This window comes from Mesorhizobium sp. M0848, assembly GCF_040319805.1.
In the GTDB taxonomy this organism is placed as follows: Bacteria; Pseudomonadota; Alphaproteobacteria; order Rhizobiales; family Rhizobiaceae; genus Mesorhizobium.
In genome coordinates this window covers 24,718-46,737 of sequence record NZ_JAMYOM010000010.1, presented here as the reverse complement: position 1 = coordinate 46,737, position 22,020 = coordinate 24,718, and the positions used below count along the sequence as shown (strand labels likewise).

27 protein-coding genes and 1 pseudogene are annotated in these 22,020 nt (G+C 61.7%); 6 read left to right on the top strand and 22 right to left on the bottom strand.

The annotated features are described in order from the left end of the window. Positions 1-91: 91 nt before the first annotated feature. The 3 genes from NKH95_RS13440 to NKH95_RS13430 are packed head-to-tail and all read right to left on the bottom strand — an operon-like array spanning position 92 to position 2,796. A complete protein-coding gene (locus NKH95_RS13440) occupies positions 92-1,507 on the bottom strand; it encodes an ATP-binding protein (RefSeq protein ID WP_352891742.1) in 1,416 nt (471 codons plus the stop codon). A 49-nt stretch (positions 1,508-1,556) separates the two neighbouring features. Beyond that, the gene (locus NKH95_RS13435; RefSeq protein WP_013530014.1) at positions 1,557-2,276 is read right to left on the bottom strand and encodes a response regulator; all 720 of its coding nucleotides are present in this window, start codon (positions 2,274-2,276) and stop codon (positions 1,557-1,559) included. Then, on the bottom strand, positions 2,263-2,796 hold the full coding sequence (locus NKH95_RS13430) for a MarR family winged helix-turn-helix transcriptional regulator (RefSeq protein ID WP_027039379.1): 534 nt from the start codon (positions 2,794-2,796) through the stop codon (positions 2,263-2,265). The genes NKH95_RS13435 and NKH95_RS13430 overlap by 14 nt, the downstream gene beginning before the upstream one ends. A gap of 246 nt (positions 2,797-3,042) precedes the next feature. Between NKH95_RS13430 and NKH95_RS13425 the strand changes: the two genes are divergently transcribed. The 3 genes from NKH95_RS13425 to NKH95_RS13415 all read left to right on the top strand — a co-directional run bounded on the left by NKH95_RS13425 (position 3,043) and on the right by NKH95_RS13415 (position 5,175). Beyond that, the gene (locus NKH95_RS13425; RefSeq protein WP_352796052.1) at positions 3,043-3,936 is read left to right on the top strand and encodes a branched-chain amino acid aminotransferase; all 894 of its coding nucleotides are present in this window, start codon (positions 3,043-3,045) and stop codon (positions 3,934-3,936) included. Positions 3,937-4,081: 145 nt separating this feature from the next. Next, the gene (locus NKH95_RS13420) at positions 4,082-4,399 is read left to right on the top strand and encodes a hypothetical protein (RefSeq protein ID WP_023809804.1); all 318 of its coding nucleotides are present in this window, start codon (positions 4,082-4,084) and stop codon (positions 4,397-4,399) included. 137 nt (positions 4,400-4,536) lie between these two features. Further along, complete coding sequence (locus NKH95_RS13415; RefSeq protein WP_024505622.1) at positions 4,537-5,175, top strand: MBL fold metallo-hydrolase; 639 nt, start codon at positions 4,537-4,539, stop codon at positions 5,173-5,175. Between the two features lie 125 nt (positions 5,176-5,300). On the opposite strand, the gene NKH95_RS13410 is transcribed toward NKH95_RS13415, so the two are convergent. From NKH95_RS13410 to NKH95_RS13400, 3 genes are all read right to left on the bottom strand, one after another. After that, the gene (locus NKH95_RS13410) at positions 5,301-5,729 is read right to left on the bottom strand and encodes a BA14K family protein (protein WP_352891739.1); all 429 of its coding nucleotides are present in this window, start codon (positions 5,727-5,729) and stop codon (positions 5,301-5,303) included. Positions 5,730-5,911: 182 nt separating this feature from the next. Further along, positions 5,912-6,124, bottom strand: a complete 213-nt coding sequence (locus NKH95_RS13405; protein WP_013530020.1) for a cold-shock protein — start codon at positions 6,122-6,124, stop codon at positions 5,912-5,914. Between the two features lie 320 nt (positions 6,125-6,444). Next, the gene (locus NKH95_RS13400) at positions 6,445-6,657 is read right to left on the bottom strand and encodes a cold-shock protein (protein ID WP_006202520.1); all 213 of its coding nucleotides are present in this window, start codon (positions 6,655-6,657) and stop codon (positions 6,445-6,447) included. A gap of 492 nt (positions 6,658-7,149) precedes the next feature. On the opposite strand from NKH95_RS13400, the gene NKH95_RS13395 reads away from it, so the two are divergent. Further along, on the top strand, positions 7,150-7,572 hold the full coding sequence (locus NKH95_RS13395; protein ID WP_352610473.1) for a Kazal-type serine protease inhibitor domain-containing protein: 423 nt from the start codon (positions 7,150-7,152) through the stop codon (positions 7,570-7,572). 31 nt (positions 7,573-7,603) lie between these two features. On the opposite strand, the gene NKH95_RS13390 is transcribed toward NKH95_RS13395, so the two are convergent. The 7 genes from NKH95_RS13390 to NKH95_RS13360 form a co-directional block, all read right to left on the bottom strand. After that, positions 7,604-9,157, bottom strand: coding sequence for an EAL domain-containing protein (locus NKH95_RS13390; protein ID WP_352891737.1), 1,554 nt, complete (start codon positions 9,155-9,157; stop codon positions 7,604-7,606). Positions 9,158-9,306: 149 nt separating this feature from the next. Next, positions 9,307-9,525 carry a hypothetical protein gene (locus NKH95_RS13385; RefSeq protein WP_127294949.1) on the bottom strand — a complete coding sequence of 73 codons (219 nt, stop codon included), beginning with the start codon at positions 9,523-9,525 and terminating at the stop codon, positions 9,307-9,309. A gap of 100 nt (positions 9,526-9,625) precedes the next feature. Next, positions 9,626-9,763: a hypothetical protein gene (locus NKH95_RS13380; protein ID WP_164482279.1), complete on the bottom strand. Its 138-nt coding sequence runs from the start codon at positions 9,761-9,763 to the stop codon at positions 9,626-9,628. Positions 9,764-9,797: 34 nt separating this feature from the next. Then, a complete protein-coding gene (locus tag NKH95_RS13375) occupies positions 9,798-10,079 on the bottom strand; it encodes a hypothetical protein (protein ID WP_023809799.1) in 282 nt (93 codons plus the stop codon). Further along, a complete protein-coding gene (locus tag NKH95_RS13370; protein ID WP_023809798.1) occupies positions 10,076-10,345 on the bottom strand; it encodes a hypothetical protein in 270 nt (89 codons plus the stop codon). Before NKH95_RS13370 ends, NKH95_RS13375 begins: the two co-directional genes overlap by 4 nt. A 144-nt stretch (positions 10,346-10,489) precedes the next feature. Next, positions 10,490-10,696: a cold-shock protein gene (locus NKH95_RS13365; protein ID WP_023809797.1), complete on the bottom strand. Its 207-nt coding sequence runs from the start codon at positions 10,694-10,696 to the stop codon at positions 10,490-10,492. A gap of 219 nt (positions 10,697-10,915) precedes the next feature. After that, a complete protein-coding gene (locus NKH95_RS13360) occupies positions 10,916-11,281 on the bottom strand; it encodes a hypothetical protein (protein ID WP_352891736.1) in 366 nt (121 codons plus the stop codon). A 127-nt stretch (positions 11,282-11,408) separates the two neighbouring features. On the opposite strand from NKH95_RS13360, the gene NKH95_RS13355 reads away from it, so the two are divergent. Further along, positions 11,409-13,043, top strand: a complete 1,635-nt coding sequence (locus tag NKH95_RS13355; protein WP_352759573.1) for a tetratricopeptide repeat-containing sulfotransferase family protein — start codon at positions 11,409-11,411, stop codon at positions 13,041-13,043. Between the two features lie 194 nt (positions 13,044-13,237). On the opposite strand, the gene NKH95_RS13350 is transcribed toward NKH95_RS13355, so the two are convergent. Both NKH95_RS13350 and NKH95_RS13345 read right to left on the bottom strand, forming a co-directional pair. Continuing rightward, a complete protein-coding gene (locus NKH95_RS13350) occupies positions 13,238-13,591 on the bottom strand; it encodes a DUF1428 domain-containing protein (RefSeq protein ID WP_127294961.1) in 354 nt (117 codons plus the stop codon). 72 nt (positions 13,592-13,663) lie between these two features. Then, complete coding sequence (locus NKH95_RS13345; protein WP_127268665.1) at positions 13,664-14,092, bottom strand: VOC family protein; 429 nt, start codon at positions 14,090-14,092, stop codon at positions 13,664-13,666. A 238-nt stretch (positions 14,093-14,330) separates the two neighbouring features. Between NKH95_RS13345 and NKH95_RS13340 the strand changes: the two genes are divergently transcribed. Further along, positions 14,331-14,945: a glutathione S-transferase family protein gene (locus NKH95_RS13340; RefSeq protein WP_352610467.1), complete on the top strand. Its 615-nt coding sequence runs from the start codon at positions 14,331-14,333 to the stop codon at positions 14,943-14,945. Positions 14,946-14,968: 23 nt separating this feature from the next. Here NKH95_RS13340 and NKH95_RS13335 read toward each other — a convergent pair whose 3' ends face one another. The 7 genes and pseudogenes from NKH95_RS13335 to uvrB all read right to left on the bottom strand — a co-directional run bounded on the left by NKH95_RS13335 (position 14,969) and on the right by uvrB (position 21,999). Continuing rightward, a complete protein-coding gene (locus NKH95_RS13335) occupies positions 14,969-15,127 on the bottom strand; it encodes a hypothetical protein (RefSeq protein WP_352553483.1) in 159 nt (52 codons plus the stop codon). 135 nt (positions 15,128-15,262) lie between these two features. Continuing rightward, the gene (locus NKH95_RS13330) at positions 15,263-15,571 is read right to left on the bottom strand and encodes a HigA family addiction module antitoxin (RefSeq protein ID WP_352891733.1); all 309 of its coding nucleotides are present in this window, start codon (positions 15,569-15,571) and stop codon (positions 15,263-15,265) included. A gap of 27 nt (positions 15,572-15,598) precedes the next feature. Next, positions 15,599-15,876 (bottom strand): annotated as a pseudogene (locus NKH95_RS13325) (type II toxin-antitoxin system RelE/ParE family toxin). Positions 15,877-15,953: 77 nt separating this feature from the next. Continuing rightward, entirely contained in the window at positions 15,954-17,480 is a 1,527-nt protein-coding gene (locus NKH95_RS13320; protein WP_352891731.1) for an ABC-F family ATP-binding cassette domain-containing protein, read from the bottom strand. A gap of 252 nt (positions 17,481-17,732) precedes the next feature. Further along, positions 17,733-18,320: a hypothetical protein gene (locus tag NKH95_RS13315; RefSeq protein WP_081734780.1), complete on the bottom strand. Its 588-nt coding sequence runs from the start codon at positions 18,318-18,320 to the stop codon at positions 17,733-17,735. A 136-nt stretch (positions 18,321-18,456) separates the two neighbouring features. Continuing rightward, positions 18,457-18,765 (bottom strand): hypothetical protein, encoded by a 309-nt coding sequence (locus NKH95_RS13310; protein ID WP_023809784.1) that lies wholly within the window; start codon positions 18,763-18,765, stop codon positions 18,457-18,459. Positions 18,766-18,828: 63 nt separating this feature from the next. After that, on the bottom strand, positions 18,829-21,999 hold the full coding sequence (gene uvrB, locus NKH95_RS13305; RefSeq protein ID WP_023809783.1) for an excinuclease ABC subunit UvrB: 3,171 nt from the start codon (positions 21,997-21,999) through the stop codon (positions 18,829-18,831). Positions 22,000-22,020: the final 21 nt, after the last annotated feature.

Here is a 22,020-nt window from a genome sequence, read left to right as displayed (position 1 = left end):
CAATTGAGGTCGCGCGCTTCATGCACGCTCTTGATCATGGTTTCATGACGGGCCGATGAAGCCGGTTTCCACTTTTCGGAATCGTGCCCGGTTATGCGGGAACCTTGATGACAGCGCGCAGTCCGCCGAGCGGGCTGTCTTCAAGAGTGATGTCGCCGCCATGAGAGCGGGCGATGTCGCGGGCGATCGACAGGCCGAGCCCGGTGCCGCTGGCATCGAGGTTGCGGGCCTCGTCGAGCCGCACGAAGGGTTTGAACACGTCCTCGCGCCGGTCAGCGGGGATGCCCGGACCATCGTCGTCGATGGTGACCAGCAGCGAGCCGCGGCCATGGGTGGCGTTGACTTCCACCGTCTTGGCATAGCGGAAGGCGTTGCCGATCACGTTGGACATCAGCCGGGCAAAGGCGTTCGGCCGCACATGCACATCGGGGTCTCCGGCAAGCGTCGTCGACAGCTTGCGCTTGCGCAGCCTGGCCTCCTCGTCGAGCTTCTCGAAATAGGCCTCGAGATCGAACCGTCCGGCGTCTTCCGAAGCCTCGCCACGGGCAAAGGCGAGATAGCCTTCGAGCATCGACTGCATGTCGTCGATGTCCTGGTCGAGCGCGGCCTTGGTCTCGGCCTTGCCGCCGGAAAGCGCCAACTGCAGCTTGAAGCGGGTGAGGATGGTTCGCAGGTCATGGCTGACGCCGGTCAGCATGGCGGTGCGCTGCTCGATCTGGCGCTCGATGCGCTCGCGCATCTGCATGAAGGCAAAGCCGGCGCGGCGAACCTCCTCGGCGCCGCGCGGCCGGAAGTCGCGCGGCATCGGCCGGCCCTTGCCGAAGCTTTCGGCGGCTTCGGCGAGCATCAGGATCGGCCGGATCTGGTTGCGCAGGAAGGGGATGGCGATCATCAGGAGCACCAGCGAGGTGCCGACCATCCAGATCAGGAAGATGTGGGTGTTGGAGGCATAGGCCTGGCTGCGGCGCACGAAGACGCGCAGCACCTTGCCCTCGAGCTGCACGCGCACCTCGACGATGTTGGAGTTGCCGACCGTGTCGATCCAGAACGGGCGGTTGATCTGGCGGGTGATCTCGGACGAGAGAACATCATCCAAAATCGAGAAAAACGGCTTTGGACCGGGCGCGGGCAGCGGGTCGGGCGGCAAGAGGTCGACCTTCAGCTGCATGCGGTCCTGGGCGATGCGGATGATGTTGGTGTAGTCGGCATCGCGCGGATAGGTCTCGATCAGGTCGATGATGGCGGCAATGTCGCGCACGGTGGCCTGCGACAGGCGCTGCGTCACGGTTGCCCAATGACGTTCCATGAAGACGAAGGCGACGACCGATTGCAGCAGGATCATCGGCGCGATGACGATGATCAGCGAGCGGGCATAGAGCCGCTTGGGCATATAGAGCGAGACGAGGCGCCAGAAGCGGTTCCAGGCGCGCGGCACCGCCTTCAGCGTCCGCGCGGCGCATGCGCTCAAGCCGCCATTGCCCGGCTGTTCCAGTTCCGTGGTTGCCATTCGCTCATTTCGCTTGCCCGCAGCCGCTCAGCAGGCCGCAGGCGGCATTCTATTCCACGCTGAGCCGATACCCAATACCGCGCACGGTCTGCAGCCAGACCGGGTTGGACGGATCGCGCTCGATCTTGCGGCGCAGCCGGTTGATCTGGACGTCGATGGTGCGCTCGCCGACCTCCGAATCGTCACCGACAAGCTCGTGGCGGGGTATCGTCTCGCCGGCCCTTGCCGCGAAGATCGCCAGGATCTCCTGCTCGCGGTCGGTCAGCTTCAACGCCTCGCCCCCTCGCTTCAATTCGCGCCTGGCGATCTGGAAGGTGTAGGGGCCGAAGACCAGCTGCTCGACCTTGGGCGTGGTCGCCGGGCCACCGCGGCGCAGGATGTTGTTGATGCGCAGGATCAGCTCGCGCGGATCGAACGGCTTTGGCAGATAGTCGTCGGCGCCAGCCTCCAGCCCTGAGATGCGGCTGTCGGTCTCCGACAGGGCCGTCAGCATCAGGATCGGTACGTTCTTTTCGGCCCGCAGCGACTTGGTCAGGTCGACGCCCGTCTCGCCGGGCATCATGACGTCCAGCACCAGAAGGTCGAAGTCGAGGCCGGCAAGCTTGCGCCTGGCTTCGCCGGCATTGCCGGCGACGGTGACGCGAAAGCCGTTTTCGGTCAGATACTGCTTGAGAAGATTGCGGATGCGGGTGTCGTCGTCGACGACAAGCAGATGCGGCGCGTCGTCGTCCGGCGCGGCCGCATGATCGACCCGTTCAGTGCTCTCCATGGCTTTTCCCTGACATTTTTGCGGACCCAACGTCGATCTGCGCCCTCAGTTCCGGATTGACCATCGCTTCGAGGAACCGTTCCACCAAGGTCCGTTCGGTTACTCCGGAATCCCCCAATGCAGCATGGATGCGGCGCGACTGTGGCCGCGCCAGCGCCAGCGCCAGCGCACGGCCCTTGGCCGTCGGATAAAGTTCGCGCTGGCGGCGGTCGCGCGGACCTTGCAACTGCACGACATGGTCGGTGTCAATCAACTGCTTGAGCACACGGGCCAGGCTCTGTTTGGTGATCTTCAGCACGTCGAGCAGTTCGGCGACCGTCAGGCCCGGCCTGCGGTTGACGAAATGCAGCACCCGGTGGTGGGCCCGGCCGAAGCCGTAGTCGGCCAGGATCTGGTCCGGATCGGAGGTGAAGTCACGATAGGCGAAGAAGAGCAGCTCGATGATGGCGAAGTCGATGCCGTCCTCGACCGACATGGCGGTCCTGATCGGTTTTCCGGCGGCTGGGCTTCGATCCGTCATTATTTCTCCGTGGGAAAGAGAGATTATGTCAGTACTATTGACGTAATTTCCCTGCAATGGTAATTTTTGACAAGCTTTTGGGCGGATTGCGAACGAAAAGGCAAGGGAGGCCGGTTTTTCCGGAATTTCCTAAGTTTGCCAGAGCGCAATTATCCGCCTACGCTCCACCATAAAAGCCGCTTTGGGCGGCCGACACGAAACACACAACGATACAACTATCCGGGCTGCCGCCCGTGGGAGGTTAACATGGCATCCGTTCCCTTCGATCAACTCGATGGCTTCATCTGGATGAACGGCGAATTCGCCCAATGGGGTGACGCCAAGATCCATGTGCTGACGCACGGGCTGCATTACGCCAGCGCCGTTTTCGAGGGAGAGCGCGCCTATGGCGGCGAGATCTTCAAGCTCAACGAACACACCGAGCGCCTGCATGAATCGGCACGCCTGCTCGGTTTCAATATCCCCTATTCGGTGGCCGAGCTCAACGACGCCTCTTCCACGCTTCTCAAGAAGCAGGGTTTCCAGGACGCCTATGTCCGGCCGATTGCCTGGCGCGGCAGTGAGCAGATGGGCGTCTCGGCGCAGAACAACCGCATCAACTGCGCCATCGCCATCTGGCAATGGCCGAGCTATTTCGATCCTGCGCAGAAGCTGAAAGGCATCCGTCTCGATGTGGCGGAATGGCGCCGGCCCGACCCGCGCACCGCGCCTTCCAAGTCGAAGGCAGCCGGCCTCTACATGATCTGCACCATGTCCAAGCACGCCGCCGAGGCCAAGGGCTATGCCGACGCCATGATGCTCGACTGGCGTGGCCAGGTCGCCGAAGCGACCGGAGCCAACATCTTCTTCGTCAAGGAGGGCAAGATTCACACACCCAAGCCCGACTGCTTCCTCGACGGCATCACCCGCCGCACGGTCATTGGGCTGGCCAAGGATCGCGCCTTGGAGGTGATTGAACGCGCCATCCTGCCGGAAGAGCTGGAAAGCTTCGAGCAGTGCTTCCTGACCGGGACGGCAGCGGAAGTGACGCCGGTTTCCGAGATCGGGCCTTACCGATTCGAGGTCGGCGAAATAGCCAAGAATCTTATGAATGACTATTCTGCGGCCGTTCAGCCCAAGCACGCGATCGCCGCAGAATAACGAAAGTCACAGCTTTTTTAGGAAGTAGGGGCGGTTTTCGGGCCGCCCCTTTTATTTCAGCGTTTCTGCATTTGACTTTCGTCCAATTCGGCGTCTCATGATGGTGTCGGCCCGGGAGGCTGACAGCTATGGAGGGACTAATCATATGGACATGAACACGCTTCTTCCGATCATCATACAGGTGATTACTGGCGTCATCGGTGGTCAGGCGGTCGGTGCGGCGCTCAAGACGGCGGCGATGGGTCAGCTTCCCAAAATCCTGGGCGGAGCCATTGGCGGCGTCGGCGGTGCGGCGATCCTCGGCAGCCTGCTGGGTGGCGGTGCGGTCGATCCGGCGGCTGCGGCAGCAGCAACGAGCGGTCTCGGCAGCGCGCTGAACCTGCAGAACATCGTCGGCGGCGCCGGCGGCGGCGCGATCTTGACCGCCATTCTCGGCGCGGTCATGGGCGCCATGAAGAAGTAGGCAGGCCGTTTCGGTCTTTTCAAATGGGCGGCTTCGGCCGCCCATTTCCGTTTTCGGAGCTACCGATGTTCGTCTTTCGAGGGTGGACGCCCTTTGTCCGCGCCTCTACATCACCCGTGAACATCGAAAGGACGATCATGGGTCAGCTCAATGCCGGCATCGTGCCGGTCACACCGTTCCAGCAGAATTGCACCATCCTGTTCGACATGGATGACAAGCATGGCGTTGTCGTCGATCCTGGCGGCGATATCGACAAGGTGCTGGCGGTGCTGAAGGACAATGCGATCTCAGCCGGGGCTATCTGGATAACGCATGGCCACATCGACCATGCCGGCGGCGCAATGGAGTTGAAGGAGGCGCTCGGCGTCGAGATCATCGGTCCGCATGAGGCCGACAAGTCGCTGCTCGACAATCTGGAAAACCAGGGCAAGCGCTACGGCATCGCCGGAGCGCGTAACTGCGTGCCCGACCGGTTCCTGGCCGAAGGCGAGACCGTGTCGTTCGGCGGCCATGTGTTCGAGGTGCTGCACTGCCCCGGCCATGCACCAGGTCACGTTGTTTATTACAACCGCGCGGCCAAGTTCGCCCATGTCGGCGACGTGCTGTTCCGCGGCTCGGTCGGCCGCACCGACCTGCCGGGCGGCGACCACGCGGCGCTGATCGCTTCGATCAAGGACAAGCTCCTGCCGCTCGGCGACGACATCGGCTTCATCTGTGGCCACGGTCCCGGCGGACGTTTTGGCGAGGAGAGGCGGACCAACCCTTTTTTGACTTGAACCAGGCTCGGAACCGTAGCTGTTTCATCAGCCTCAAGCGACCGTTGACATTGTAGGGACCACAACAAAAAAGCGCTGGCCTTGCGGTCAGCGCTTTTCTGTTTTGGGGCAGGGAAGCCCTTGGCTTAATTGGCAGTGCAGAAATGCTGTTCGCCGTCATTGCCGGTGAACGTTCCGGTACGGGAATTGAAGCTGCGGTAGCGGTCCGAGCAGTATTCGTACCAGTCACGCGTCCACGGCTCGGCATAACGATCGGCGTAGACCACCCGCGGCTCCGCATAGTAGCGGCGCACCGGGGCCGGGCGTATCACCACGTCACGATCGTAACCGTCATCGTAGTAGCGGTCAGCGCCGGGCGGCGGCCGGTCATTGGCCAATGCACCACCGATCAGCGCGCCGGCCGCGAGGCCGAGCACGCCGGCGGCAATGGCATCGCCGTTGCCATGATGGCCATGATGACGGCGCCAGTCGCGTGCATTGGCGGCGGGCAAGGCCGTGAGCGTGGTAGCGACCATCGCAGCGGCCAGGACGGCGGTTTTGAAAATTCGGTTCATGTCGATCTCCTTCGTGCCGGCCCGTGTAGTTCGGGGATGCGGTCCGGCTTTACCGAAGACTAATATGCGACCGTGGCTGAACGGGGGCTGAACGGATTTTTACGTGTCTATTCAAAACAGACGTCAAAAATCATAGGCTCTCAAGGGAGCGATCTGCCTGGGATCGCCGGTTTGAAGCCGGCTCAGCCGACCGACAGGTTGACGGCCTTGGGACCCTTGCCGCGCTTGTCCGGCTCGGTGTCGAACGACACTTTCTGGCCATCCTCGAGACCGGGAAGACCGGACGCCTGCACGGCTGAAATATGGACGAAAACATCCTTCGCTCCATCATCGGGCGTGATGAAGCCGAAGCCCTTGGCATGGTTGAAGAATTTGACGGTGCCGGTCTGCGGCATGGGAAGCTCCTTTGTCCCATAGACTCCAGTCTCGGGCCGGCAAATGCCCGAGTGGAAATTTGTCCTTTATTTTAGCGTCATCGGCAAGGGAAAGTTTTGCGGGCGTCTAAAGCACGTTGCGGCATGCTTTGGGTCTTTGTTTTTATGCAAGTCGTTGCCCAGAACCTGGCGGCTTGGGCGACATCACCGGCCCGCGCCTTCGATAAGGAAAAGGCGCGACGAAGATCGCCGCGCCTTTCAAAATTCAGATCCCTCTCCAAGCCAGGTGCAGGCATGGAGCCTCCGTCGCACGTCCGAGTGACATGCGGCGCGCCGATGGCTCAGGCTGCGCGGAGGTTGACGGCCTTGGGGCCCTTGCCCATGCGGTCCGGCTCGACGTCGAAGGTGACCTTCTGGCCGTCGACGAGCGTGCGCAAGCCGGAGGCTTCGATCGCGGAGATATGGACGAACACATCCTTGGCGCCACCATCGGGCGTGATGAAACCGAAGCCTTTGGTCGCGTTGAAGAATTTAACGGTGCCGGTCTGGGCCATTGGGGAAACTCCTTCACCCGTTCAGTCTTTGGTGGTCCCGCCCGCCGCCTGGCGCAAAGGGCAGTTCCCGGTGGTTGCTTCGGCAGTCATGCATTGGCGCATGGTCAAACCCCCCGCCGAAAACGGGGCCGTCAGAGATTCACAGTATCGGGGAAAGGTCGTCCAAAACGTTCCGCTCTCCGGGTCGCAAATGCCCGAACACGGAATTTATCGCACGGAAACGTGATGGTTGCAAGATACCGCCGCGGGCCGCCACACTGGGCGCATCCCGACGCAAGGATCGACTGACTTGGGCATCGATGGGCTCGGCATAGGCTTGCTTGCCGGTCGGGTCATCGGCCAGAGCCAGCCCACGAATGGGCCAGACATCGGCGGCGCGCTATCCCCCCTTGCGGGCCAGGCGCCGTTGTCGTTTGCGAGGCTCAAACGGGGTTGCATTTGGCAAAGGAATGGCGAGGATCGGTAACCGGGGACCGATCGTGGGAGATCATCATGAAATTTCTGGCGGCAATCTTTTCGCGGCAGGGTTTTGTCATCCTGTTGCTGTCGGCAATTCTTGCCGCCTGCACCGTCGTCGTCGATGAGGGACCAGGGCCGCGCCCGCGTCCGCCACGGCCCGAACCGCAATATTGCAGCAAGCAGTACGAGCCGGTCTGTGCCCGCCGCGGCGGCGACCGCCAGACCTTCGCCAATGCCTGTCTTGCCGACCGGGCCGGCTACCGCATCGTGCGCGACGGCCCGTGCCGCGACGGCGGCGGTGGCGGTGGCGGTGGCGGTGGCGGTGAAGAGCAGACGTTCTGCACCCGCGAATATGCTCCGGTCTGCGGCCGCCGTCATGGCGAGATGCGCACCTTCCCCAATTCCTGCGAAGCCCGCGCCGCGGACTATCGCGTCGTTGGCGACGGGCCGTGCTGAGAACGATGCGCCTTGTTGAGGACGACAGGCGTCAAGCCGTCGGCTTCACCTGGCGACAGTAGGCGATGAACTCGGACGCGGGCATGGGTCTGGCGAAAAGCCAGCCCTGGGCGTAGTCGACGTCGCGGGCCGCGAGGTAGTCGGCTTGCGCCTGCGTTTCCACGCCCTCGGCAACGATCTTCAGCTTTAGTGTCTTGGCCATGTCGATGATATGCGGGGTGACGGAACTGGTGGCGGAATTCGTGCTGATCGTATCGATGAACGATTTGTCGATCTTGAGCGCATCGAGCGGCAGCCCCTCGAGATAGGACAGGCTGGAATAGCCGGTGCCGAAGTCGTCGATTGCCACTGCGTGGCCAAGTTCGCGGGCACGAACGAGCGTCGAGCGGGCCGAGTTGATATCGACGAAACCTCGCTCCGTCGCCTCGAGCCAGATTTGCTGGGGCCGGATCCCGGTGTGCTGCAACGCCTTTTCGATGATAGGCAGGACCCGCGCGGTGCCGACATCGGTTGCGCTGACATTGATGGCGATGTGAAGCGAGCGGTCGGCGACCAGAAGCCTGTTCAGGTCGAACACAACCATCGCAATGACCTGATCGGTGATCGCCGTGATCAGGCCGCTCTCTTCCGCCAGCGGAATGAAGAGATCGGGCCGGACGAGGGAACCGTTCGGCCGCTTCCAGCGCACCAGCGCTTCCGCCCCGATGCAATTGCCGGTCCTGAGTTCGACGATCGGCTGATAGTGGACGATGAATTCGCGCTTGCGCACGGCGATCTGCAATTCTCCCAAGGGCGAAAGCCGCCTTCGCGACAGCCACACAACCATGCCGATGATGAAGGCGGCCATGAAGGCGCCGAGCGGGAGCAGCAGGAATTGCTGCTGGCGAACGCTGCCCAGGATCTGGCTTGTCGGTTCGGTGGCGACAGCGATCCAGCCCGTCTCGCGCGCGGTGGCAAACAGGAGATCGTCATCGATGCCTTCGCCGGGGCCGGCGACGATCTTCTCGATGCGGGCGGGATCCGGTCCGTTCAGCGCGCCAAGCAGGATGCCCGTTTGCGTCGTCAAAGCGAGCTGGACACCGGGATCGACGATGACGTCGACAAAGCGTACCGGATCGACAAGGACATTGTGGTCCCTGTATTGCAGCGCCATCAGAAAATGGTCCTCGCTCATCACCGGCTGCATGCGGGCGGTGACGGCAATGCCGTCCCTGGTGGTGAAGTCCGGGATGGATTGCGCAACGCGCCCTTCAGTCAGTCCCCAGGAAGAGCATTTGAGCAGGCCATTTTCGAAATAGCCCATCTCTTCGATCGGGCGCGTGTTGATGGTGAGTTGCCGCATGCGGGCTATATGGTCCGCCGAACAGCGGACGCCGGTGAACTGGTCGATCTGCCGCAAGGCGACGGTCGCATCCTTGAGCGAGATGTCGGCCCTGGCGATGGCGCGGCTGGCGAACAACTGCAGCCGCTCATGTTCCTTTTGGACGGCCTGAAGCCAAGCGAGATGAAACATAGCCGCTATCGGTACGATGGCGCCCAGCATGGCCAACACCACCGCCGTCACGATGATGCGCGACCTGTCCATGCGCCTCCTGCCTTCGGGCATGAGCGGCGATCGTGGGTGGTCGCCCGCAACGTCTCGGCCACCAATCGTGGCAGCGGCCCGGTTCAGGCGGATCTTAGGGCCTCGATCTTACGTGAACTTTAATGGAGTCGTGGGGCAGCACCGCCGCTCTAAACCGGATAGGCGCCGTCGGCCGGGCCGGCGTAAAGCTCGCAGCCATTGTCGTCGCAGATGCGCAGGCGATCGGGGATTTGCGGCATGGCCAGCGTGTGGAACAGCGCGGTGGCGCCCTGCAGCGCGGCGCGCAGGTTCGGCGCCTCCAGTGATACCTTGTCGAGAGTGGCTTCGTCGGCGTCGCGCGACCGGTAGAACTCGATGACGAAATTCAAGCGCGCCTCCGTGGCAGAGCATTGCGCAGGCCTGTCCAGTCAATTCGTCCCCTCACAGAGGGACGACGGAAAGGGCGCACGAGGCGCGCCCTCCAGTTTGTCAGCCCTTCGACTTCGGCTTCAGGCTGCTCTCCGCCTGCTTGACCGAGGAGCCGAACGGGGAGGCGGGCTTGGCCACGACCTTGTCCTTCTTCGGCTTGCGCGTTTCGCGGTTGCTTCGCTGTTGACCTTTGGACATGTCGTGCTCCTGCTTCAGTGTTGGCGGTGGGGTCTCAGATGAGCGGGTTGCTGGCAACAACCGGGTTGCCGGCAACAACCGGATCTGCCGGTTCGAGATTGTCTTCGGTGGTGACCCGTTCATAGGTCTCCTGCTCGCTGCGGATGCGGTATTGCGGCGAACCATCCTTGACCGGCAGCCTGCTCTTGATCTGGAACAGTTCGGCGGTCTTCTGGACGAGGCCGGTGCGGCTCTTCATGCGCACGGTCTGACCGATCGAAAACTGGTGCGCGGGCGTGTCGGTGCGCGGGCGCGCATTCTGCTGGAAACGGATCATGCTGCATTCTCCCTGTCGCGCTTCAGCGCTGTTTCGAGTTCGAGGTAATCGATGGCGACAAGCTGGCTGGTGGGCGGGTTTTTCGCTGCCCTTGCCGGCAGATGGATGAAAGTGGCGACGCGGCGCCAGGCAAGCCGCGACATGCCCTCGATCAGCTCTTCGTCGTGGTCGATGTCGTAGTCGCCGGCCGGCAGCTGCCCTTCCAGTCCGCCGAGCACGAAAGGTGCGGTGAAGTGCGCGATGGAGTGGGTGGTGCGGTCCGGCATTGTCTTACCTATGCAAAGCAGCGGTCCTGAAAACAAAAAAGCGGGGACGAGCCCCGCTTTCCTATTTCCGGCAGTCGCTGGAAATAAGCCGCTTTCGAGAGCTGCCAGTACATCCGTGGTCAGCGTTCATCGAATTCGGCCGGATCAGATCAATTGCAAATTGGCGGCCGACTCGCGGCCCTTGGTGTCACGCTCCAACTCGAACTGCAGCTTCTGGCCTTCGGCGAGGCCGGGGAAGCCGGCGCGCTCCAGTGCGCTGACATGGACAAAGACGTCCTTGCCGCCATCGGTCGGCTGAATGAAGCCGAAGCCCTTCTGGCCATTGTAGAACTTCACGGTTCCGGTGTTCATGTCGGTCTTTCGAAGAATGAGAATGGTCGCGCGGAGCGAATATGCCGCGCGCCCGGTATCGATGATTTGGAATGAGATTGGCGGGTCGAGAACCTCTGACGCCGCGAGATGCCAATTCTGGCCCAAAGCGATCCTGTACAAATAGGCCTTTGTTGTAATTTAATCAAGGCGTTTTAAAATAAAATTGGGTTTCATTCAAAAAATTGCGCGCTGTAACTATCAGAAAAATGATGATACAAATTCATACAATTCAAAAACTGTTTGAAGCTTAGCGGGAATAATTCTCCCGGTATTTTCATTTTTCTTGTGAATTGAAGAAGGAGACCTCGAGATGTCCGTAAAGACGCCAACAGTCACCCCCGTAACGATCACGCCGGTCGCAAAGCCGGTAATGGCAAAGCCGATGGTTGTCCTGTCGCCGCGGCTGACTGTCAGAAGTGACGAGGCGGCAAAGCGAAGGATCGCCGACACCGATGGAACGGTTCGGCGTGCCAGGCAGGTTGCCGAGACCAATCGCCTGATTTGATCTTTCCGCGCCGACGAAAGGGCGAGACAGCAAGCGAAGCCTTGAACCTGGCGCGCCAATGGCCTAGATCGCCACAGGCGGATAAAACACGGCAGGTTTCCCATCAACAGAGATCAAAGACGAGCGGCGGGTGCGGGAGCCAGGTCTGGCGCAGGCGGACAGCCGCCGCTGGGCCTCGACCAGTATGTGCAGCAGGCGTTACAACTGCATCAGGCGGGGCGCCGGCAAGAGGCTGAGACGATCTACCGGCAGGTGCTGGCGCGTCAGCCCAAGCATGCGGCCGCGGCGCATTTCCTGGGACTGCTGCTGCACCAGACCGGGCGCAGCGAAGAAGGGCTGGATCTCATCGAACGGTCGGTGAGCCTGCAGCCGACGAATCCCGATTTTCTCAACAATTTCGGTACGGTGATGCGCGACCTCGGCCGCCCTGCTGCGGCCATCGATTTCTTCCGCGGTGCGGTGGATCTGCGGCCGGACCAGCTCGCGGCGCGCGACAATCTCGGCTCATCGCTGAAGCAGGTCGGCCAGTTCGAAGAGGCCGAAGAGATTTATCGCGGCACGGTTGCACGCAACCCATTTCATGTGCGCGCCCGCATCGGGCTTGCCGAAACCCTGCAGGAAGCCGGGCGGCTGGATGAGGCGCTCGCCATCTTCCGCGAAGCGCTGACGATCCGGCCCAAGGATGCCGACCTGCTGCACGGGCTCGGCGTCGGGCTGATGGAAAAGGGCAAGCTCGACGAGGCGGCCGACCTGTTCCGGCAGGCGTTGGCGATCAATCCCGCCATGGCCACAGCCTGGCTGATGCTGACGCAGGTCAAGCGCCAGAAGGAGCGCGACAGCGAGCTTGGGGGCATGGAGGCCCAGCATGCCAAGGCGCCGCAGGACAGCCTGGCACGCATGCAGCTGTCTTTCGGACTCGGCAAGGCGAATGACGATCTCAGGGATTATGGCCGGGCCTTCGACTATTTCGCCGAAGGCAATGCGATCCGCCGCAAAGGCATCGACTACGATCAGGCCAGGACGCGGGCCGAGTTCGAAGCGATGAAGGCCACCTTCGATGCCGGCTTCTTCGAGAAGCACAGGCCCAGCTCAATCAGCGACGACACGCCGATCTTCATCGTCGGCATGCCGCGTTCGGGCACGACGCTGGTCGAACAGATCATTGCCAGCCATCCGCAGGTCTACGGCGCAGGCGAGCTCAGCATCTTGAAGAAGGCGGTCGGCAAGCAGTTCCCGGCGACCATGCCGGGTGGCTTCCCATGGGGCGTATCGGATACCGGCGATGCGGATTTTGCCGAGGCAGGCCAAGCCTATCTCGACATGCTGCATGCCCGCTATCCGAACATGCGTCACGTCACCGACAAAATGCCAGGCAACTTCCTGCTTGTCGGCTTCATCCACATGATGATGCCGAAGGCCAGGATCATCCACTGCGCGCGCGATGCAGCGGCCACCTGCCTGTCGATCTACAAGGTGCATTTCCGCGGCGACAGCCATCGCTATGGCTACGATCTCGGCGAGCTCGCCGACTTCCACAATCTCTACACCGACATCATGAAGCATTGGCACACGGTGCTGCCGGGCGTCGTGCATGATGTACGCTACGAGGATTTTGTCGCCGACCAGGACGGACAGACGCGGGCATTGATCGCTCATCTCGGCCTGCCTTGGGACGATGCGGCACTATCGTTCCACGAAACCGACCGACCGGTTCGCACGGCTTCAGCCGCACAGGTGCGCCAGCCGATGTATCAGGGGTCGGTCGATCTGTGGAAGCGCTATGGAGACCGGCTCAAGCCGCTGCTGGACAAGCTGGATTAGCGGCCTGGTCACAGTTTAGCCGAAGCACAAGCTTCGTCATCCCATGACCTGCGCGGCTTCGCTTCGCTCCTTGCTCCGCCATAGGATGACGAAGCGATGGGCGATTAGGTTAAGGGCAAGAAAGCGCCGCGCGAAAGGAATCCGCGCGACGCGCTTGGAGTATTTGGTGTGCAGGCCACCTTGGGTCGGCGCGCCTACATCTCAATGAATGGCTTGAAGCCACCGAAGATCATGCGTTTGCCGTCGAACGGCATGTCCGCCCAATCGGCCTTCAAGCGCGGGTCGGCCATCACCTTGGCCATGACGGCATCGCGGCTCTCCCGCGACTCATAGACGGCCCAGGCGAAGACGACGATCTCGTCGTCCTTGGCCTGCACGGCACGCGGGAAGGACGTGACCTCGCCATAGGGCACGTCGTCGCCGATGCATTCGACATAGGCGAGCGCGCCATGTTCCCTCCAGATAGGCCCTGCGAGGTTGGCCAGCTTCTTGTAGTCATCGAGTTTTGCCTTGGATACGGCAAGTACGAAACCATCGACATAGGACATTTTGGATCTCCTCCTGGAAGTTCACAGGGCCTCACCGGCTGGCCGGTGAGGGCTCGGGCTATCGGCGGCAGATCAGGCTTTCTTCACCGGCGCGTTCATCGCCCATTCGACGCCGAACGGGTCGCGCATATTGCCCCACTGATCACCCCAGAACATGACTTGGAGCGGCACGGCAACTTCGCAGCCGGCATCGACGGCGCGCTTCCACCAGGCTTCGATGTCGTCGCTGCCGAGGTGAAGCTGCATGGTGTACCCCTGCGGCTTGACGGCGGGCATTCCGTTTTCTGGATAGAAATCGGAGAGCATGAGGGTCGAGCCATTGATGTGGAGGTGAATGTGCATGGTGCGGCCTTTTTCGTCCGCCGGGTAGGCAAAGACCTGCTCCGCGCCGAAGGCTTTCTTGTAGAATTCGGCAGCCTTGAAGGCGCCATCCAGCTGCAGATAGGGGGTCAATCCGCCGAGCACTTTGGCCGCGGGCTGAACGGGGGTCTGGTCGGTCATGTCTTGCTCCTCTTTGCGTTTGGCCTTGCGAGCCAAAGGACGGATGAGGCGGCGGCGATCCTACATGGCCGGGAGATTTTTTTTGGCCGACCGGCCCTGGACTGGCCAGGCAGCCGGCAGCTGAACGAGAGACGTGAAACGAACTTGCGTCGACCGCCCCCAATCAGAGCGCAATTCTCGCTGCTCGCGGGCTAGAACAGATGGATCACGCGAACGCCTCTTCAACCCCGGGACGACAATGATCCTCTATTATCAGACTCACTCGCCCTTCGCGCGCAAGGCGCTCGTCTTCGCTCATGAGGTCGGCATTGCCGATCGGCTCGAGGTCATTCATCACGAGACCAGTCCGACCTTGCGCAATGCTCGCGTCTACGCCGAAAATCCGCTCGGCAAAGTGCCGGTGCTGTTGCGGCCCGACGCGTCGCCGATGTTCGATTCCGATGTCATCTGCGCCTATCTCGACACACTGCATGACGGCCGCAAGCTGCTGCCGCAGGGCGGCGAGGCGCGCTGGCAGGCGTTGCGGCTGCAGTCGGTTGCCCAAGGCCTGGCTCAGACGGGTATAGCCTTGCGCTGGGAGACGGAAAGAAGACCCGAACAGCTGCGTTATAGCGCTCTCGCCGACGGACACCGGGAAAAGATCGAGGCGAGCTACGATTGGATCGAAAGCACGCTGGACGACGAGGCACCGCTCCATGTCGGCCATATAGCCTTGGCCACGACGCTGTCCTGGATGGCGTTCCGCCACCTTCCGCCTTTTCGCTCACGGGCGCGGCTGACGCGCTGGTTCGACGCTTTCGAGAAGCGCGTATCGATGCAGGCGACGCCGCTTTCAGGCGATACGCATGACTGACCAGCACCTCGTGACATTCGGCGTCAATAGCGACGGTTGTTTTGCGCGTCGAAGACGTCCGGAAAGCCGATATCCTTGCGCAGCGAGGCTGGCAGTGAAAGCAGGATGCGCTCGCTGCGGTGACGAGCGCGCGCTGCCGCATATCGGGTTGCGACGCGACCGATGGATGAAAGAACCGACATGATAATTCTCCCTGGGTTGGCGCCGGCATCATCGTGTCGGCATCCCAAGGACGCGACGGGCTGAGGCTATCCGACAGACCGTCGAGATTTTTTATCGCGGCGTCTGATGGTCTGTCCGAATGCTGCCGTGCGGACCTACGCAACCCTGAGCGTAGGGATCGCTGAAACATCAACTTCACGCTCTGCGTGCCAAGCATCGAAAGCCGCTTGCATTCGAAGCCAAATCGCGGCGCCGTCGCCGAACAGCTTCCCGAGGCGAGCGGCCACAGCCGGCGAAACCGGCTTCTTTTCGCGGATGATGTCATAGAGCTGCTGCCGGGAGATCCCGAGCAGATTTGCAATTTCCACCTTGGTCTTTCCAGTTGCCGGGATAATGTTCTCAAGCAGCGCTCCCGGGTGGGAGGGACAACGCTCAATAGGACGCGTCGGCTCGTGCACGGTCATAAGTCGAACTTCTCCAGTCTGGCCGCCTCAGTGATATTGCTCGAAATCGACGCGGGCGGCGTCCTTGCCGTCGAACTCGAATGTGATGCACCACGGACCGTTGACGTGGACCGTGTAGCGGATTGGATCGAAGCCTTTCAGCGGGTGGAAATCGAAGCCGGGAAGGTTCATTTCCTCCGGCTTCTCCGAAGCTTCCAGGCGGTCAAGCCGGACAAGAATGCGCTTGTGCATCTTGGCGTCGATCTTGCCGGTCTTCCAGTTTGAAAGAGGTCCGACAGCGCCTTGTTCTTGAAGGACTTGATCATCGGTATATGTAAACAGATTGCTTACAAAAAACAAGGTCTGTAAGCAAATAATTTACATGCCAGTCGACTCCGTGGCCTCATCCTGCCGTTTCAACCCCCGAGCGGAAGAAATCCTCCGGGTCTTCGACTTCGGTGAGCTTCCGCTTCTCGATCAGCCAGAAGCGGTTGCCGATGGCGCGGATGAAGGAGCGGTCGTGCGAGGCGAGCACGCAGCTTGCCTGATGTGCCAGCAGTTCCGCTTCCAGCGCTTCCTGGCCGTCAATGTCGAGATGGTTGGTCGGCTCGTCGAGCAGATAGAAGTTGGGATCGGCGAGCCTCAGCGCCAGCATCATCAGCCGCGCCTTCTGGCCGCCGGACAGCACGCCGATCTTTTTCTCCTGCATCTCGATGACCACGCCGGCGCCGGCCAGCAAGGACCGTGCGCGCTGCTCGCCGACATCGTAGCGGCGCGAGACCATCGCCAGCGGCGTGTCGTCGCCGCTGATGCCCGACAACGCCTGATCGCTGTAGCCGAGCACCGTCGACGGCGTCACCTTCACATTCCGCACCGTGTCCGGTTCGACAATGGCATTGCGGATCAGGGTGACGAAGCGCGACTTGCCGACGCCGTTGCGGCCGAGCAGCACGATGCGGTCGCCCTGGCAGATGTGGCGCTTGCCGGTCCGAAACAGCAGCGTGCCATCGGGTGTTTCGACAGCCGCGTCGTCGAGCGTGATCAACACTTTGGCGTGGGTACCGCGATTGGCCAGTTTGATGGCACCCGCCGACTTCTCGCGATGCGCCGGGTTCGCCGCTTCCTCCAGTTTTTCGGCCCGCTGGTTGAGTTGCTTGGTCTTGACCGTCAGCAGATCGCTGCCCGAATTGATGCCGATGTTGTTGAGCTTGGCCGCCTGTCGGCGCAATTGCTGCGCCACCTTCATGTCGCGCTGGAACTTGCGCTCCGTCGAAGCATCGACCTCGTCGAGCGCCAGCCTGGCGCGGGAGTAGGGCAGGGCAAACACCGGCGACTGTTCCGGGCGCAGGAACAGCGTCCGGTTGGTGGCGGCGTCGAGAAAGGCGCGGTCGTGGCTGGCAATGACGACCGGCACCTCGCGCGGCAGCGTGTTCAGCCAGGTTTCGAGCTGGCTGATGCGGGCAAGGTCGAGATGGTTGGTCGGCTCGTCGAGCAGCAGCACATCCGGATCGGTGACCCAGACGCGGGCGATCAGCGCCAGCCGCTGCCAGCCGCCGCTCAGCGCCTGCATTTGCCGCTCGCGCATCGGCTCCGGCACATCGAGCGAATCCAGAACCACATCGACGCGCCACAGCTCGCTTTCGGCCTGCTCGGCCGGCAAGGCGTCGGCCACCACCTGGTGGAACGTACGGCTGAGAAGGGCAGGGGCGACGGATTGCTCGACATGACCGACGCGCAGGCCGCGCGTGCGGGTGATGTCACCGGAGGTCGGCTCCATCTCGCCGGTCAGGCATTTCAGCAAGGTCGACTTGCCGCGGCCATTGGCGGCGACAATGCCGAGCCGGTCGCCGGAGCCGATGGTGAGGTCGAGATTGGCAAACAGCGGCGCACTCATGGTGACGCCGAGGGATTTGAGGCTGATCAGGGCCATTTTGATTTCTCTGGTCTTGCCGGAGGAAAAGTCCGGTTCAATGCACTTTGACGGTGCGCAGGCTGGCCATCAGGCTCGGCGTTGCAAAACCACGAAGGGCAGACCAAAAAATCGAAGCGGGAAAACCCGGACCGTCCCTGGTCAGCCCTGCAAGCAAGCTCGCAGGGCAGAAATCGGGCCACGCTGACGATGGTGACGATGAAACGTAAACACGTGAGCCCTCCTTTCAAAACGTTCGAGTGTGTGGACTGGCTACACCAAAGGTGGGGCCGCTGGCAAGTGTGTCCTCTGCAGGCCGGCCTTAGTCTCGCGGCGGATTACCCAGTCCCCCTTATTTCCCTGGATTTCCTGCGGTGTCAGGAAGTGAAACTCCATCAGGATCGGTTCTTCCGGTCCCTTGAAGAAATGAAGCTCGGCGTGGGGGAGCACGAGCCGGCGGACAGTTTCAGATACGCTTTCCACCTTATATTCCTCGGCATGCAGTCCTAGACCTGCGAGGAGCGTCCTGGCGGCCGAAATCGTCATTGCCGGGCTAAAGCCATCGAGATCGATTTGGCTGTTGCCGCTCCATTTCAAAGGCAAAGGCTTGGGGACATCAGGCATGTCCCAAAGTTTGATGCTGATGCGATGGACGCGTGCTCGATTGCGCCTGGTCAAAATGTCGATTTCCAGATCGCCATAACCCAGAAGAAAGCCGCACGGCTGATCCTGATAGACATACAACCATTTAGGAAAGCCAAGGTGTTTCTCGACCGGACCGAGATCAGCTCCGGCCCGCAAAGGCGTGTCTTTGCTACCTAAGATTAGGGGGAGAATATGGAGTTTGCCTCGCTGTCGCATCGATCAAACCTTGGTTGGCTGGATATCCCGTCGCAGGGAGCATATTCCGCCTGCCCTGACCATTGTGCTACCCAGCTGATTGATTGAGCTTCACAGGTCAAAGGGCCGGATCAGACAGGTCTCAAGTAACCGCCGCTTAGTCCATATTCTTTGTTGAGATCGAGTAGGAAATGCCGAACACCGCGCTTCTGCCGAGATCGACAACGATCACAAGCAGGGCGTTGAACCTGCCGGTGCCAATCAAAACTTGATCAAACCGGTTTTGAACGTCCCGGTAAACATAGTGGACGTCGTTCAAATAGGGCACGCCGACTTCGTCCAGATTTAGCGCGTCGACATAGGGCCATATGTCTACGACAGCATTCGCCGTCGCGGTGATATTCGTCATCGGCTCGGCAAAGCAAGCCTTGAACTCCTCTTCATCAAGTCTGCGAACGACGACCATCACCTATTCTAAGCGGCGGCATCTGAAATCCGCAACCGATCGCAGGCTCGATGCTGCAGCTTCCTACCGCCCCGGCCTACCTGTCTTTCCCGGCCGACGCTTTTCGCGGCGGGCATCTCCCGCGTCTTCATACGAGCCGATGCCGGCGCGCTGGCGAACGATTGGTTTGCCGTCGCGTTCCTTTGTGCCCCCCTCTGTCCTGCCGGACATCTCCCCCACTTGGGGGGAGATCGGCTGTGGCTTTGCCGGCACTTTTCCCTCGACCGGCTTTTCCGTGCGCCGCACGGTCATCTCATCAAGCGAGTTCTTCTTGAACAGCGGCTTGACCGGCTCGCCGGGAATGCCGAAATCGGAGCCATGCGCCTCTTCGGCCGACTGTTTCTTGAACAACGAGCGCGACACCGCGCCGGCCGGCGTCGGCATGTCGGTGCCCGGACCCATGTCGTCGATCGAGGGTTTCGAAAACAGCGGTTTTTTCACTGGTACGGCGCCATCGGCGCCCATCTCGTCGAGATCAGGCTTGCGGAAGAGGTTGGGCCGCGCAGCCTTGGCCGCCTCTTCGGCGGCACGGGCTTCGTCGAACTTGCGGAAACGCTCCTGTTCCTCTGCTGTCCGATGTTTGGCCACGCCCTTGTTGTGCTTGCCCTTTTCGCGACCTGAGGCAGGACTTTCCATATCGGCGTATTTGGCCAGTGGGTCTTCGGAGATGGACAGTTCCATCTCTCGCAGACGCTTGATCTCGTCGCGGATACGAGCCGCCTTCTCGAAGTCGAGATTGGCCGCGGCATCGCGCATCTGCTTTTCCATCGCGTCGAGATGGGCCTTGAGGTTGTTGCCCATCATGGCGCCGGCATTGTCGGTGAACTGCGAAATGTCGGCGCGGACGTGGTCCTTCTCGTAGACCGAATCCAGAATGTCGGAGATGCGCGACTTGACCGATTCCGGGGTGATGCCGTTGGCCTCGTTCCATTCCACCTGCTTTTCGCGGCGGCGGTTGGTCTCGGCCATCGCCCGCTCCATCGAGCCGGTGACTTGGTCGGCATACAGGATGACCTTGCCGTCGACGTTTCTGGCGGCGCGGCCGATGGTCTGGATCAGCGAGGTTTCCGAGCGCAGAAACCCTTCCTTGTCGGCGTCGAGAATGGCGACGAAGCCGCATTCGGGAATGTCGAGGCCTTCGCGCAGCAGGTTGATGCCGACCAGCACGTCGAAGGCGCCGAGGCGCAGATCGCGCAGGATCTCGATGCGCTCCAGCGTGTCGATGTCGGAGTGCATGTAGCGGACGCGGATGCCTTGCTCATGCAGATATTCGGTCAAATCCTCGGCCATGCGCTTGGTCAGCACCGTGACCAGCGTGCGGTAGCCGGCCTTGGTGGTGTCGCGGATTTCGCCAACGACATCGTCGACCTGGGTCTTGGCCGGGCGAACCTCGACCGGCGGATCGATCAGGCCGGTCGGGCGGATGACCTGTTCGGCGAAGACGCCGCCGGCCTGCTCCATTTCCCAGCCGCCAGGGGTCGCCGAGACGGCGACCGAAAGCGGACGCATGGCATCCCATTCCTCGAAGCGCAGCGGCCGGTTGTCCATGCAGGACGGCAGACGGAAGCCGTATTCGGCCAGTGTCGCCTTGCGGCGAAAGTCGCCGCGATACATGCCGCCGATCTGCGGCACGGTGACATGGCTTTCATCGATGAAGACCAGCGCGTTGTCGGGAATGTACTCGAACAGCGTCGGCGGCGGATCACCCGGCTGGCGGCCGGTGAGATAGCGCGAATAGTTCTCGATGCCGGCGCAGGAACCGGTGGCTTCCAGCATCTCGAGGTCGAAGCGGCAGCGCTGTTCCAGCCGCTGCGCCTCGAGCAGGCGGCCTGCGCGCTCGAGTTCGACCAGCCGGTGCTTGAGCTCTTCCTTGATCGACTTGATCGCCTGGTTCAGCGTCGGGCGCGGCGTCACATAGTGCGAATTGGCGTAGATCTTGACGCTTTTCAGCTCGCCGGTCTTCTGGCCGGTCAGCGGGTCGAATTCGGTGATCTGCTCGATCTCGTCGCCGAACATTGAAATGCGCCAGGCGCGATCCTCCAAGTGGGCCGGGAAGATCTCGATCGTGTCGCCGCGCACGCGGAACGAGCCGCGAACGAAATTGATGTCCTGCCGTTTGTACTGCTGGGCGACGAGATCGGCGAGCAGCGCGCGCTGGTCGAGCCGATCGCCGATCTGCATCTGGAAGGTCATCGCCGTATAGGTCTCGACCGAGCCGATACCGTAGATGCAGGACACCGAGGCGACGATGATGACGTCGTCACGCTCGAGCAGCGAACGCGTCGCCGAATGGCGCATGCGGTCGATCTGCTCGTTGATCGAGGATTCCTTCTCGATGAAGGTGTCGGTGCGCGGGACGTAGGCTTCCGGCTGGTAGTAGTCGTAGTAGGAGACGAAATACTCGACGGCGTTTTCCGGGAAGAATTTCTTGAACTCGGAATAGAGCTGCGCCGCCAGCGTCTTGTTCGGCGCCAGGATCAAGGCAGGGCGCTGCGTCTCCTCGATCACCTTGGCCATGGTGAAGGTTTTTCCGGAGCCGGTGACGCCGAGCAGCACTTGGGTCCGGTCGTTGTTGTCGACGCCTTCGACCAGATCCTTGATCGCGGTCGGCTGATCGCCGGCCGGCTCGAAATCCGAAACCATCTTGATGGCAATGCCGCCTTCGGATTTTTCGGGGCGGGCAGGGCGGTGCGGCGTCCACAGCACGCCGTCCTTGTGCAGCGGATTGCCGGATTCGATCAGCGCCGACAGCGCGGCGACGGTAGCGGTGACGCTGCCCGAGGCCATCGTCTCGGCGTCTTCCAGCGAGATGTCGAGACCGGCGACCGGGTTGAGGCCGGCTGCCGTGCGCTCCCTGGCTGACGCCGCGCCACCCATCGAGGTGCCGCGCGAACTGCGTCCCGGCGAGCTTGAGCGCTCGGGTATCTTCTTCGACGGCTTCGGCGATTTGCCGCCGTCGCCCTTGCCGACAAGACGTCCTTCGTTTTCGGCTTCCTGCTCGATCTGCTCGGCCCAATCCGCGATCGAACCGGTCAGCGGCGTGCCAGAGAGCTCCGGCTGCGGCATCTCGGCGAAACCGCCTTTGTGCAGCGGCTCGGAGGCGTCGAGGAAATCGGTCAGCGGGCTGCGCCGCTTCGGCGCGGCGCGGTCGTCGTTCGCCGTCGGCGGCGTTTTCTTATCGGGGGATTTGGCCATGTCCCGAATATGGGATTTCCT